Genomic DNA, 13,830 nt, shown 5'->3' on the forward strand with positions numbered 1-13,830 from the left:
AGGTCTGCCGGTGGTATCTGATGGTTTGCTGTTTGCCTGCGCGGCAACGGCACTGGGAGTGGGTTGCCTGGTGCCCAACCGCTGGCTGCCCCCTCTCCCGAACGACAAGTTCCTGCATTTCGCCGGCTTTGCCGTCCTGACGCTGCTCGCCCTGCGCGTCGCCCAGGGGCGGGTTGAGACCGCATGGTGGCTGGCCGGCCTGCTGGTGGGCGGCTGGCTGGTGGAATGCCTGCAATCCCTGGTGCCCGACCGGCGCTTCTGCTGGCGCGACCTGGCTGCCAACGCTGCAGGCATTGCCGCGGTCGCCCTTCCTGCCTATGCAATAGGGCATTTTTGACGAATCGTGAACGGATCGATGAGCTCTACCGCCAAACTGACGCAACACCGCGACCCGCCCGAGCAAGCTGCTGTCCCGGAGGTGCAAGAACGCCAGCTCCAGGTTCACCTGCGCAAGATCCCCTTGCTGTCCGAACTGACCGACGAAGAGCTCATCAAGGTCAAGGGCGAGTTGCGCTTCCGTCATTATCCGAAGCGCTCGGTGGTCCTGCACAAGGGCGGCAGCGGCGACGGCCTGCTGTTCCTGCTGTCGGGCCACCTGCAGGTGGTCGACATCACCGAGGACGGCCGCTCGGTCGGCCTGCGCATGCTGTCGGCCGGCGACTTCTTCGGCGAGATCGCCCTCATCAACGATTCGACGCGCTCCGCTTCCGTGGTGGCGACCACCGAGGTGCTGGTCGCCTTCCTGCCGGCGGCGGTCGCGCTGCACCTGTTCTCGCACTCGCCCTCGGTGGCGCGCAAGATGCTGGGCCACCTGGCCCAGAAGATCCAGCGCGATTCCGAATTCCGTGCGCTGCTCAGCATTAACAACACGACGCGCCGCATCTATACCTATATCGCCCTGATGCAGCAGACCCCAGGGCCGGACGGCAGCCGCGTGGTGGAAAACCTGCCGACCCACCAGGACATCGCCAACATGATCAACACCAGCCGCGAAACCGTGACCCGGGCGCTGCTGACGCTGGGGCAGCAGGGAATCGTGCAGAAGGACGCGCACCGCTTGATCATTCTCGATCCGGAAGCGCTGCAGCGGCTGGCGCAGGGGACCTGATTGCCGGTCCCCGACTTGAGCGCACTCGTACGGCCGGGTCTTGTACGCTCCTTGCCGCGCCTCACAAACTTTGACAATTTATAGTTGATTCCAGACAAGATGTTACATCTGTAACAACGGAGTGCGGTAGTTGGATGAAGTATAATTTCGGGTTCATCCGGCTCAGCCATTCCATATGTTGACAACCCTGACGTACCTGACCGGTGCGCTCCCAGTACGGGCCGCGCCATGATCTCGCCAATGATGCTGCGGGGCCTGTGGGCCTACCGCGGTTTCGTGCTGGGCAGCGTCAAGCGCGAATTCCAGTCGAAATACGTGAACGCCATGCTGGGCGCCGTCTGGTCGGTGCTCAGCCCGCTCGCGATGATTCTCGTGTACACCGTGATCTTTTCCGAGATCATGCGCGCCAAGCTGCCCGGGAACGATTCGGGCGTCGCTTACTCGATCTACCTGTGCGCCGGCATCCTGACATGGGGCCTGTTCGCCGAGATCGTCGCGCGGGGCCAGAACATGTTCCTGGAGCAGGCCAACCTGATCAAGAAGATCAGCTTCCCGCGCATTTGCCTGCCGATCATCGTCGTGTGCAATGCCCTGGTCAACTTCGGCATCATCTTCGGCCTGTTCGTCGTTTTCCTTGTCGTGAGCGGCAACTTCCCGGGCGCCGTGTTCTTCGCCATTCTCCCGGTGCTGCTGCTGCAGGTCCTGCTGGCCATCGGCTTGGGGATGGTGACCGGCATCCTCAACGTCTTCTTCCGCGACGTCGGCCAGTTCGTGACGATCGCCATGCAGTTCTGGTTCTGGCTCACGCCCATCGTCTACCCGGCCAGCATCCTGCCCGAAGCGGCGCGCCCGATCCTGGTCTACAACCCGATGGCACCCGTGGTCCAGGCCCACCAGGCGATCCTGGTCGAGGGCCGCCTGCCCGACTGGCCTTCCCTGATCCCGGCGGCGCTGATCGCGCTGCTGCTGTGCATCCTCGGCATGCGCCTGTTCCGCAAGCGCGCCGGCGAAATGGTGGACGAACTCTGATGGGCAGCATCGTCGTCTCCGGCCTGGGCAAGGCCTATAAACAGTACCCGACGCGCTGGTCGCGCCTGGGCGAGTGGCTGCTGCCGCAGCGCGGTCCGCGCCACAAGCTCAAGTGGGTGCTCACCGATATCAACTTCCAGGTTTCGCCCGGCGAGGCCGTCGGCCTGATCGGCATCAACGGAGCGGGCAAGAGCACCCTGCTCAAGCTGATCACCGGCACCACGGTGCCGACCACCGGCTCGGTCTGGATGGAGGGCCGCGTCGCCGCCCTGCTCGAACTGGGCATGGGTTTTCACCCGGACTTCACCGGCCGCCAGAACGTCTATATGGCCGGCCAGCTGCTGGGCATGACGGTGGACGAGATCACGACCCTGATGCCGCAGATCGAGGCCTTCGCCGACATCGGCGACTACATGGACCAGCCGGTACGCGTGTACTCGAGCGGCATGCAGATGCGCGTGGCGTTCTCGGTGGCCACGGCGCGCCGCCCGGACATCCTGATCGTGGACGAGGCGCTGTCGGTCGGCGACGCCTACTTCCAGCATAAAAGTTTCGATCGCATCCGCCAGTTCCGCCAGGAGGGCACCACCCTGCTGCTGGTCTCGCACGACAAGCAGGCGATCCAGTCGGTGTGCGACCGCGCCATCCTGCTCGATGCCGGGCGCCTGGCCAGGGAAGGCAAGCCGGAAGAGATCATGGATTATTACAATGCCCTGATCGCCGAACGCGAAAACGAAACCGTTCGCCTGAACGAAACGAAGGACGGCAAGGTGCAGACCGTTTCCGGCACCGGCGAAGCGACGGTGGCCGACATCGCCCTGCTCGACGAATCCGGCGAACGGGTCGAGGTGGTGGACGTGGGCGCGGCCGTGACGCTGGAAGTGCGGGTGCGCACGAAAGCGCCGATCCCGCGCATGGTGCTCGGCTACATGATCAAGGACCGCCTTGGCCAGCCGATGTACGGCACCAACACCCACCTGAAAGAACTGCCGCTGGAAGACGTCGCCGCCGGCGAAGAGGTCGTGTACCGCTTCGCCTTCCCGATGAACCTCGGCCCCGGCACGTATTCGGTCGCCACCGCGATCGTCAGCACCGAGACCCACCTGGTGAACAACTACGAATGGCGCGACCTGGCGCTGGTATTCACCGTGATGAACATGCGCCGCCCGCACTTCGAGGGCTCGGCCTGGCTCGACCCCGCCGTCGACATCCAACGCATGACTGTATCCCCATGAGCTTCATCTCCTACGCCCAGAATTCCGAGGACGTGCTGCTGTGGCGCGCGCTCGGCCACATCCCGAACGGCTTCTACATCGACGTCGGCGCCAACGACCCGGTCGAGCACTCGGTCACCAAGGCCTTCTACGACGCCGGCTGGACCGGCATCAGCATCGAGCCGCTGCCCGCCTTCCACCAGGCCTTCCTGGAGCAGCGCCCGCGCGACGTCAACCTGGCGATCGCCGCCGGCGCCGTCGACGGCGAACTGACCCTGTACGACGTGCCGGCCGTGCGCGGCTGGGCCTCGCCCGAGCAGTCGGTGGCCGAGCTGCATCGCGCCGAAGGGCACGAAGTCGCCGAGCTGACCGTCCCGGTGCGCACCCTGGCCTCGGTGTGCGAGGAGCACGTCCACGGCGAGATCCACTTCCTGAAGATCGACGTCGAAGGCTTCGAGGGCGAAGTGCTGCGCGGGATGGACTTCGCGCGCTGGCGCCCCTGGGTGCTGGTGATCGAGGCGACGCTGCCGAACAGCCGCGCCACCAACCACGGGGCGTGGGAACACCTGGTGCTCGGCCAGGGCTACCGCTATGCCTGGTTCGACGGCCTGAACCGCTACTATGTGGCCGAGGAGCACGCCGAGCTGCTGGCGCAGCTCGACATCCAGCCGAACGTGTTCGACGATTTCATCCCGCACCACCTGGACAAGGCCTGGCTGCAGATCGACAGCCTGCGCGCCGACTCGGCCCTGGCATGGGCACGGGCCGCCGAGCTGGAACAGGCGGCGCGCAAGGCCGACGCGCTCGAGGAACAATGCAGGCAGTTGCGCCAGCAGCTGCGCGACAGCGAACTGCAAGCGCAGCAACTGGAAGTGCAGACCCAGACCCTGACGGCCCAGCTGCACGACACCGCCGCCTGGGGCAAGGACCTGGAGCAGCGGCTGCTGGCCATGCTGGCCAGCACCTCGTGGCGCATCACCGCCCCGCTGCGCTTCGTCGCGCGGCGCGGTCCGGACAGCATGGCCGGGATTGCACGGCGCAAGGCCAAGGGCGCCGCGCGCCGCGGCCTGCGCTGGCTGACCTCGCGCGAGGCGCTGCGCCGCGCGGTGCTGCCGGTGGTGATGCGCTCGCCCAGGCTGCAGGCCCTGGTGGCCAGCACCCTGAGCGCCGCCAAGCAGGCCGTCGCCGAGGGTGCCGCAGCTGGCCCGGCCGTACCCCATTCCCTGCGTGAACTGCCGCAATCGGCGCGCGACGCCCTGGAGCAGCTGCGCCGCGCCTACGAACCGGACAAGGAATGAACATGCGCCTGATTATCGACTTCCACGCCCCGCAGGCCGCCCCGGCACAGGACACGGCCATGCTGCGCACCCTGGCCCTGGCCCTGCTGCGCGACCAGCGCCGGCAGGTGCAGGTGCACGTAGCCGTCAGCGGCCGCTACCCGACCGACATCGACGTGCTGCGCCAAGCCTGCGACGACGTGCTGCCGGCCGGGCAGTTCCACGTCTATGCCCAGCCCGCAGGCAGCGATGCCTGGAGCCGCCACAGCGCTGCCGCGCTGCGCAAGGATTTCCTTGCCTCGCTGGCGCCGGACCTCATCCTGACCATGTGGCAGGCCGGCGCCGACGCGGCGGGGCTGCCGCCTTCCATTCCCCATGCACTGGGCGTCGCCGACAGCGCCGCCGCACTGGCCGCACGGCCGCCGCAGCAGGCCCTCCTGCGCCAGGCCGCCCTGGTGCTGGCGCCGGACGCCGACGCTGCCCACCGGCTCGGTGCGGCGCTGTCGCCGGTGCCGGCATGTGACATCTGCGCCGATGACCTGCCTGCCCTCTGGCGCGCGCTGGAAGCGGCGGCGGCAACGGCGTCCGCCGCATCGCGCGCCCCATCGTCCGCCGGTGCCGCATCGAAGCCGAGCCTGGCGCTGGTATCGCCGCTGCCGCCGGAACACTCGGGCATCGCCGACTACAGCGCCGAACTGCTGCTCGAACTGGAGCGCCATTACGCGGTCGAGCTGGTACTCACCCCGGGCGCTGTGCCCGATGCGTCCCTGGCGCGCTTTCCGCAGCGCGACGTCGCCTACTTCGCGCGCCATGGCGCCGCCTACGACCGGGTGCTCTACCACTTCGGCAATTCCAACGTGCACAAGCACATGTTCGCGCTGCTGCGGCGCCATCCCGGCACCGTCGTGCTGCACGACTTCTTCCTCAGCGGCGTGCTGGACAACATGGAACGCGACGGCGACGTGCCCGAGGCCTTCCTGCAGGCGCTGTACGCGTCGCACGGCTACACCGGCCTGCGCGCGCACCGCGAAGAGGGCCGCAACCCGGCCATCTGGCAGTTCCCGTGCAACAAGGAAGTGCTGGACCGTGCCGCCGGCGTCATCGTCCACAGCGATTTTTCGCGCCGCCTTGCCGAGCAGTGGTACGGGCCGGGCGCCGCCGACGGCTGGCGCACCATCCCGCTGCTGCGCGGCCAGGTGGCGCCCGACGCCGACCTGGCGGCGGCGCGCCGGGCCGCGCGTGCGCGCCTGGCGCTGGGAGAGGACGACTACATCGTCAGCAGCTTCGGCATGCTGGGCGCAACCAAGCTCAACCACCGCCTGCTGGACGCCTTCCTGGCCTCGCCGCTGGCAGGCGACCCGCGCTGCCGGCTGGTGTTCGTCGGCGCCAACGACGCTGGCCCCTACGGCATCGACCTGCTGCGCCGCATCGCCGACAGCGGCATCGGCGACCGCATCCGCATCACCGGCTTCGTCAGCGCCGGCGCCTACCAGGACTGGCTGGCCGCCAGCGACTGCGCGGTGCAGCTGCGCACCCAGACCCGCGGCGAAACCTCGGCCTCGGTGCTCGACTGCCTGATGCACGGCCTGCCGGCCGTCGTCAACGCCCACGGCGCCAACGCCGACCTGCCGCCCGACGTGCTGTGCATGCTGCCCGATGCGTTCGACGAGGCCGCATTGACCGACGCACTGGCCAGCCTGCATGCCGACCCGGCCCGGCGCGCCGCGCTGTCCCGGGCGGGCCGCGAGCACATCACGCGCCACCATGCGCCGGCTGCGGTCGGCGCATTGTACGTCCAGGCCATCGAAGCCTTTGCCCGCACCAGCGGCCCCGCCCTGCGGCGCCGCTTGCTCGCCGACCTGAGCGCGCCCGGCACGCCGCGCCCACCGGGCGAGGCGGCGCTGATCGAGACCGCTTCCATGATGGCCGCCAATGCGCTGCCGAGCGCGCCGCGCCAGCTGCTGGTCGACATCTCGGCGCTGGTCCAGGCCGACCACAAGACCGGCATCCAGCGCGTGGTGCGCAGCATCGTGCTGGCGCTGGTCAAGGCGCCGCCGCCCGGCTACCGGATCGAGCCGGTGTACAGCGAAGGCGGCAACCGCTGCTACCGCTACGCGCGCCGCTTCACTTGCGGCATGCTCGACACACCACCCTTGGCGCTCGAGGATGCGCCGATCGAGGCGCGCGCCGGCGACCTGTTCCTGGGCCTCGACTTGGCCACCAACATGACCACCCAGAACCAGCCGCAGCTGCTGGCCCTGCGCCGCAAGGGCGTCGCGGTCTGGTTCACGGTGTACGACCTGCTGCCCCTGCTGCGGCCGGACTGCTTCCCGTTCGGCGCCCAGAAATACTATGGCGACTTCATCGACACCATCTCGCTGGTGGCGGACGGCGTCGTGACGATCTCGCGCGCGGTGGCCGACGAGCTGGCCGAGTGGCTGGCAGGGCGCCCGAACCGGCGCATGACGCCGCTCAAACTGGCCCACTTCCACCTGGGCGCCGACATCGACGCGAGCGCCCCGAGCCGCGGCCTGCCCGACAACGCCGAGCAGGCGCTGGCGGCGTTGCGCCAGGCGCCGACCCTCCTGATGGTGGGTACCCTGGAACCGCGAAAAGGCCAGGCCCAGGCGCTGGCCGCCTGCGAACTGCTGTGGGCCAAGGGTGTGGCGCTCAACCTCGTCATCGTCGGCAAGAACGGCTGGCTGGTGGACGCGCTGGCCGAGCGCCTGAAGTCCCATCCGCAGCGCGACAGGCAGCTGTTCTGGTTCAACGGCGTGTCCGACGAAATGCTGCTGAAGCTATACGAACACAGTTCCGCGCTGCTGGCCGCTTCCGAGGGCGAGGGCTTCGGGCTGCCCCTGATCGAGGCGGCCCAGAAGGGCCTGCCCGTCATCGCGCGCGGCATCCCGGTGTTCCGCGAAGTGGCCGGCGAACATGCCTTCTACTTCGACGGCAAGGCGCCGGAAGACCTGGCGGCGGCCATCGAGGCATGGCTGGCGCTGCACGCGGCCGGCACGGCGCCGCCCTCCAGCGGCATGCCGTGGCTGACCTGGGAGCAAAGCGCGCGCCAGCTGATGGAGGCCACGCTGTACGGCCGCCACCACGCCAGCGTGGCCGCCGACCGGATCGCGCCGCAGTTGCTGGTGGACGTCTCGGCCATGGTGCGCGAAGACCTCAAGACCGGCATCCAGCGCGTGGTGCGGGCCCAGTTGCTCGAGCTGCTGCGCACCCAGGGCAAGGATTACCAGGTGCTGCCGGTCTACCTCAGCGACGAAGGCGGCCACTGGCACTACCGTTATGCGCGGCGCTACCTGCATGACCTGGTCGGCACGGTCGGCGACGGCGTGCAGGACGAAGAAGTCACGGTCACTTTTGGCGACGTGTTCTACAGCCCCGACGTGTTCCCGCGCGCGGTGGCCGAAGCGGCGCGCCAGGGCCTGTACGCGCGCTGGCGCGAGCGTGGGGTGCGCATCCACTTCCTGGTGCACGACATCCTGCCGGTGCTGCGTCCCGAGTTCTTCCCGCCCGGCGCCGAACCGGAATTCGCCGACTGGCTGCGCAGCATCGGGCGCGAAGCCGATGTCCTCGTCTGCATCAGCGCCGCCGTGGCCGACGAGACCCGCGCCTGGCTGGGGCGCCAGGACCTGGAACGGCTTCCCCGATTCGCTGTCCTGCACCACGGCGCCGACATCAGCGCCTCGCAGCCCAGCACCGGCCTGCCGCCCGACGCCGACGCGGTACTGGCTGGCATCGCGGCCGCGCCCAGCTTCCTGGTGGTCGGCACCATCGAGCCGCGCAAGGGGCACGCGCAGGCGCTCGACGCCTTCGAGCAGTTGTGGGCCGAAGGCCACCAGGTACGGCTGGTGATCGTCGGCAGCGAAGGCTGGAAGGGCTTGCCCGATAATGCGCGCCGTACCATTCCGGCGCTGGTGGCGCGCCTGCGCAGGCACCCCGAACTGGGCCGCCGCCTGATCTGGCTGCAAGGCATCAGCGACGAATACCTGGACCGGGTCTACGCGGCCGGCGCCTGCCTGCTGTTCGCCAGCGAAGGCGAGGGCTTCGGCCTGCCGTTGATCGAGGCGGCGCGCCACGGCGTGCCGCTGCTGGCGCGCGACCTGCCGGTGTTCCGCGAAGTCGCGGGAGCGCATGCCCATTACTTCAGCGGCGCCAAGGGCGCGGCGCTGGCCGCCGCCATCCAGGACTGGCTGCGGCTGCACGACGCCGGCCAGGCACCTGCCTCCACCGGCATCGCCGCGCGCAGCTGGTCGGACAACGCCACGGAGCTGGTGGCCATGCTGTTCCCGCCAGGCGCCGGCCAAACCGGTAACGGAGAGCGGCCATGCTAGACAATGCGAATGCGAATGCGAATGCCAATGCTGCCGCCCATGCCGGTCCCGCCGGCGCAGGCAGCCCCGGCGGCGGACTGCGTCCGCTCGTCGTCGACCTCGACGGCACCCTGATCCACTCCGACCTGCTGTGGGAGTCGATCGTCCTGTTCCTCAAGAAGAACATCCTGCGCGCCTGGCTGCTGCCTTTCTGGCTGCTGCTCGGCAAGGCCGGCTTCAAGGAACGCCTCGCACAGGAAGTCGAGCTCGACCCCGCCGCCCTGCCCTACGACAAGACAGTACTGGCCCTGGTCGAGGCCGAGCGCGCGCGCGGACGCAGCATCGTGCTGGCCACCGGCGCGCAGCGCCGCTTCGCCGAGCAGATTGCCGCTCACCTGGGCCTGTTCGACCTGGTGCTGGCGACAGGCGACGGCATCAACCTCACCTCGCACAACAAGGCGCGCCGCCTGGCCGAGCTGTATGGCGCACGCGGCTACGACTATGTCGGCAATTCGCGCGCCGACCTGCCGGTCTGGCTGGACTGCGCCCATCCGGTGTCGGTCACCGCCAAGCCCTTCCGCCTGCGCGACGGCCGCAGCACGGTGCACTCGGGCAGCGTGCGCGGCGGCCTGGCGCGGGCGCTGTTCAAGGCGCTGCGCCCGCGCCAGTGGCTCAAGAACCTGCTGGTGTTCGTGCCGATGCTGGCCGGCCACGATCTCGACCTGCCGACCTTCACCGCGTCGCTGCTGGCCTTCCTCGCGTTCTCGCTGTGCGCATCGAGCGCCTACCTGCTCAACGACGCGCTCGACGCCCAGGACGACCGCGTCCATCCGACCAAGCACAAGCGCCCGATCGCCTCGGGCGCGCTGCCCCTGCCGGTGGCGCTGCTCGCCAGTCCGCTGCTGGCCTTCGGCGCGATCGCGCTGTGCGCGGCCTTCAACCCGCTGCTGCTGCTGGCGGTCGCCGTATACTTCGTCAGCACCGTCGCCTATTCGGTGTACCTGAAGCGCCTGCTGATGGTCGACATCGTCGCACTGGCCATCCTGTACAGCCTGCGGATCCTGGGCGGCAGCGCCGCCACCGGCATCGCGCCCTCGTTCTGGCTGCTCGCCTTTTCCTTCTTCATCTTCCTGAGCCTGGCGCTGCTGAAGCGCCACAGCGAACTGTTCAACCTGCACCGCCAGGGCAAGGAAAAGACGCGCGGACGCGGCTACATGACCGGCGACAAGGCGCCGATCGGCATCATGGGCATCAACAGCGCCTTCATCTCGGTGCTGATCTTCATGCTCTACTTTAATTCGGACAACGTGCTCGACCTCTACCGTACGCCGGAATGGCTGGCCGGCATCCTGCCGCTGCTGGTGTTCTGGCTCGGCCGCCTGTGGGTGCTGTCGTTCCGCGGCCAGGTCAACGAAGACCCCGTGCTGTATGTCAGCAAGGACAAGGTCAGCCTGGTGGTGGTGGCGTGCTGCGTTGCGCTGGCCACCCTTGCCTCCTACTGAACCGATCATGCCCATTACCCATCCTTCCTCGAGTTGGCGCTTCCCGGTCCTGCTGGCGCTGGTGCTGGCAGCCCTGGTGGCGCTGTTCAAGCCGATGTACAACGGCGACGTCGTCGAGTACACGGTCAACACCGTGGGGATCGCCGACCACGGCACGCCCGACATCCGCCTCGAAGACATCGCTCGTGTGCGCGCACTGCTGCCAGGGATGTTGACCGAACCCTTCGACCTGCTCGAACAGGGCATGCGCAACAACGACGAGAAGCTGTATGCCGCGTTCGTCCGCGGACGCGACGGCGATGTCTTCGCGGTGCATTTCTTCGGCTACTCCCTGCTGGCGGCGGCGCCGTTCAAGCTGTTCGAGGCGCTCGGCATCCCGCCGTTCAAGGCGTTCCAGGTGGTGAACGCCGCAGCCGTGTTCGTCCTCGGCCTGGCGCTGCGTCGCTTCTTCCGCTCCGAGGCCCGGGCCTGGATCGGGCTGGCGCTGTTCATGCTGTGCGGCGGCGCGCTCTACCTGCGCTGGACCAGTCCGGAATGCGTGAGCGCTGCCGCGCTGCTGGGCGGCCTGCTGTTCTTCACGAGCGGCGCACCGGTGGCCGGCAGCCTGCTGGCCGGGCTTGCCACGCAGCAGAACCCGACCATCCTGTTCTTCTTCGGCTTCGCCCCCTTGTTCAAGCTGTGGCTCGACTACGACCGGCAACAGGATCTGCTGGCCAACCTGCGCGCCCTGCTTGCGCCGCGCACCGTGCTCGGCCTGGCGGCCGGCATGGCGCTGTTCGCGCTGCCGCCGCTGTTCAACCTGTGGCAGTTCGGCGTACCGAACATCATCGCCAAGCTGTTTTCCGACCCAACCCTGATCAGCACCACGCGCCTGGTCTCGTTCTACTTCGACCTGAACCAGGGCATGGTCATCGGGATCCCGGGCCTGCTGCTGGTGCTGCTGCTGTCCTTGTGGTGGTGCCGGGGGCAGCGCGGGCACCTCGGCGTACTGGCGATTGCCGTCCTGTTCACGCTGGCGCTGGCGGTGCCGGCGATGGCCGTCCTGAACTGGAATTCGGGGGCGGCCGGGGTGATGCGCTATGCGTTCTGGGCCTCCATGCCCTTGCTGTTCGCGCTGTTCGTACTGCTGCGCCGCCTGGCGCAGTGGCCGCGCGCGCTGGTGGGCGGCATGCTGGCGCTGCAGGCGTCGGCCATGGCGCATGCGGCCAGCTACGGTTATGTGGAGTTCAGCCCGGCCGCCCGGCTGCTGCTGGCGCGCGCGCCCCAGCTGTATCACCCGGAGCCGGAAATCTTCGCCGAACGCGCCGGCCGTCACGACGACTACATCCGGCCGGACCAGGTCTACACCCTGCGCGGCGCCGACGGCGTGCCCATGAAAACCCTGGTCAACGCCGCCAATGCGCATCTCGACGAGCAACTGTGCGGCCGCGGCGGCGCCCTCGCGCCCGACCTGCCGTCCGTTGCGACCACCCGCGGCTGGCGCTACATCGACGGCCCGCTGCGCTGCGTGGCCGGCAACTACGTCCAGCGCAGCTTCGGCTTCGAGGACCTGCAAGCCGGCAGCGCCATTGTCCTGTCCGAGGGCTGGAACCGGCTGGAGGCGAACGGCCCCGGATGGAACGGCGTATGGTCGAACGGCGCGCGTTCGCGCCTGCGGGTGCGCGTGGACGGCGCGCCGGTGCAGTCGCTGCTCGTGACCGGCCACTACCTGGATCCGAACCGGCGTACCCGGATCGTCGTCAACGGCGCCGACCTCGGCTGGCATGCCCTCGACGGCACCGGGCCGCTGCCGCTGCCGCCGGGCGCACGCGCCGCTGCCCTCGACATCGAACTCGAACACGAAACGCCGCGCTCCCCCGGCGCGAGCGATCCGCGCCCCCTCGCTTTCTTCCTGCGCGAAGTCAGCGTGCGCCAGCTTCCCGCCACGCCATGAACGCCCCCCACTCCCCTACAGCACACGCCGTGAACGCCGACGTCCTTTCCCCGTCCACGCCCGCCGCCGACCTGGTTGCCGTCGTGATCCCGAGCTACAAGGTCACGCGCCATATCCTGGGTGTGATCGCCGCCATCGGGCCCGAGGTCGGACGCATCTACGTCGTCGACGACCGATGCCCGGACGGCAGCGGCGCCTTCGTACGCGAACACTGCCGCGACCCGCGCGTGGTCGTGCTCGAGCATGCCGAGAACCAGGGCGTCGGCGGCGCCGTGATGACCGGCTACCGCGCCGCGATTGCCGACGGTGCGAAAGTGATGGTCAAGCTCGACGGCGACGGCCAGATGGACGGCAGCCTGATCCCGGCTTTCGTTGCGCCGATCCTGGCCGGCGAAGCCGACTACACCAAGGGCAACCGCTTCTTCAACCTCGAGCGCATCAGCTCGATGCCGCCGCTGCGCCTGTTCGGCAATGCGGTGCTGTCCCTGATGACCAAGCTGTCGTCGGGCTACTGGGACCTGTTCGACCCCACCAACGGCTATACCGCGATCCATGCCGATGCCGCCCGTTTCCTGCCGTTCGACAAGATCAGCAAACGCTACTTCTTCGAATCCGACATGCTGTTCCGCCTGAACATCCTGGGCGCGGTGGTGACCGACGTGCCGATGGACGCCGTGTACGGCGACGAGGTGAGCAACCTGAAGATCTCGAAGGTCGTCACCGAATTCTTCGCCAAGCATGTGCGCAACTTCGGCAAGCGCCTGTTCTACAACTACTACCTGCGCAACATGTCGCTGGCCTCGCTGGAACTGCCGCTGGGCGTGCTGCTGACGCTGTTCGGCACCGTTTACGGGCTGAGCCACTGGATCGCATCGGCGCACAGCGACGTCGCCACCCCGGCCGGCACGGTGATGCTGGCGGCGCTGCCGGTCATCATGGGCGTGCAACTGATCCTGGCCTTCCTGGCCTACGACATCGCCTCGGTGCCGCGCCACCCGCTGCACAAGCGGACCCGGTTCAAGCGCAAGGAGGACTGACGGCATGGGCAAGACCCCTCCCGATTGGCGTCAATTCGCCGTCTATGTGAGCGGGGGAGTCATCTGCGCGCTGGCCGACATCGGCGTGATGCAGCTGATGCTGGTAACAGGTTTTCATTCGGCCTGGGCGTCCAGCGCGGGCTTCGTCGTCGGGCTCCTGATCAGCTTCGCTTTCCACAGCCGCGTCACCTTCAACGCTGCGGCCAGTCCGGCGGCCTTCACACGCTACCTGTGCCTGGTCGGTCTCAACTACGCGCTGACACTCGGTTGCGTGACGCTGGCCGAGCTTGGCTTCGACAACCCGCTGGCCGGGAAGATCCTGTCGCTGCCCCTGGTGGCGGCAAACGGTTACCTGTTCGGCAAATACTGGATCTTCAAGTGATGCGCTGCGCCGCATCCTCTTCG

At 68.3% G+C, this 13,830-nt stretch carries 10 protein-coding genes; all 10 read left to right on the forward strand.

Going from position 1 to position 13,830, the window contains the following annotated elements:
• Nucleotides 1-10 precede the first annotated feature (10 nt).
• The 10 genes from ACFFJK_RS16200 (at nucleotide 11) to ACFFJK_RS16245 (ending at nucleotide 13,807) form a co-directional block, all read left to right on the forward strand.
• On the forward strand, nucleotides 11-337 hold the full coding sequence (locus ACFFJK_RS16200; protein ID WP_379680475.1) for a VanZ family protein: 327 nt from the start codon (nucleotides 11-13) through the stop codon (nucleotides 335-337).
• Between the two features lie 18 nt (nucleotides 338-355).
• Entirely contained in the window at nucleotides 356-1,108 is a 753-nt protein-coding gene (locus ACFFJK_RS16205) for a Crp/Fnr family transcriptional regulator (RefSeq protein WP_379680476.1), read from the forward strand.
• A 228-nt stretch (nucleotides 1,109-1,336) separates the two neighbouring features.
• A complete protein-coding gene (locus ACFFJK_RS16210; RefSeq protein ID WP_379680477.1) occupies nucleotides 1,337-2,137 on the forward strand; it encodes an ABC transporter permease in 801 nt (266 codons plus the stop codon).
• Entirely contained in the window at nucleotides 2,137-3,372 is a 1,236-nt protein-coding gene (locus ACFFJK_RS16215; protein ID WP_379680479.1) for an ABC transporter ATP-binding protein, read from the forward strand. The genes ACFFJK_RS16210 and ACFFJK_RS16215 overlap by 1 nt, the downstream gene beginning before the upstream one ends.
• Nucleotides 3,369-4,649, forward strand: a complete 1,281-nt coding sequence (locus ACFFJK_RS16220; RefSeq protein ID WP_379680480.1) for an FkbM family methyltransferase — start codon at nucleotides 3,369-3,371, stop codon at nucleotides 4,647-4,649. The genes ACFFJK_RS16215 and ACFFJK_RS16220 overlap by 4 nt, the downstream gene beginning before the upstream one ends.
• Before the next feature lie 2 nt (nucleotides 4,650-4,651).
• Nucleotides 4,652-8,974, forward strand: a complete 4,323-nt coding sequence (locus ACFFJK_RS16225) for a glycosyltransferase (protein WP_379680481.1) — start codon at nucleotides 4,652-4,654, stop codon at nucleotides 8,972-8,974.
• The gene (locus ACFFJK_RS16230) at nucleotides 8,968-10,455 is read left to right on the forward strand and encodes a UbiA family prenyltransferase (protein ID WP_379680482.1); all 1,488 of its coding nucleotides are present in this window, start codon (nucleotides 8,968-8,970) and stop codon (nucleotides 10,453-10,455) included. Before ACFFJK_RS16225 ends, ACFFJK_RS16230 begins: the two co-directional genes overlap by 7 nt.
• A 7-nt stretch (nucleotides 10,456-10,462) precedes the next feature.
• Nucleotides 10,463-12,388 carry a hypothetical protein gene (locus ACFFJK_RS16235; protein ID WP_379680484.1) on the forward strand — a complete coding sequence of 642 codons (1,926 nt, stop codon included), beginning with the start codon at nucleotides 10,463-10,465 and terminating at the stop codon, nucleotides 12,386-12,388.
• Nucleotides 12,385-13,425 carry a glycosyltransferase family 2 protein gene (locus ACFFJK_RS16240; protein WP_379680485.1) on the forward strand — a complete coding sequence of 347 codons (1,041 nt, stop codon included), beginning with the start codon at nucleotides 12,385-12,387 and terminating at the stop codon, nucleotides 13,423-13,425. The genes ACFFJK_RS16235 and ACFFJK_RS16240 overlap by 4 nt, the downstream gene beginning before the upstream one ends.
• Before the next feature lie 4 nt (nucleotides 13,426-13,429).
• Nucleotides 13,430-13,807 (forward strand): GtrA family protein, encoded by a 378-nt coding sequence (locus tag ACFFJK_RS16245; RefSeq protein WP_379680486.1) that lies wholly within the window; start codon nucleotides 13,430-13,432, stop codon nucleotides 13,805-13,807.
• Nucleotides 13,808-13,830: the final 23 nt, after the last annotated feature.

The sequence above is a fragment of the Massilia consociata genome (genome assembly GCF_042432755.1).
GTDB lineage: Bacteria > Pseudomonadota > Gammaproteobacteria > Burkholderiales > Burkholderiaceae_D > Telluria > Telluria consociata.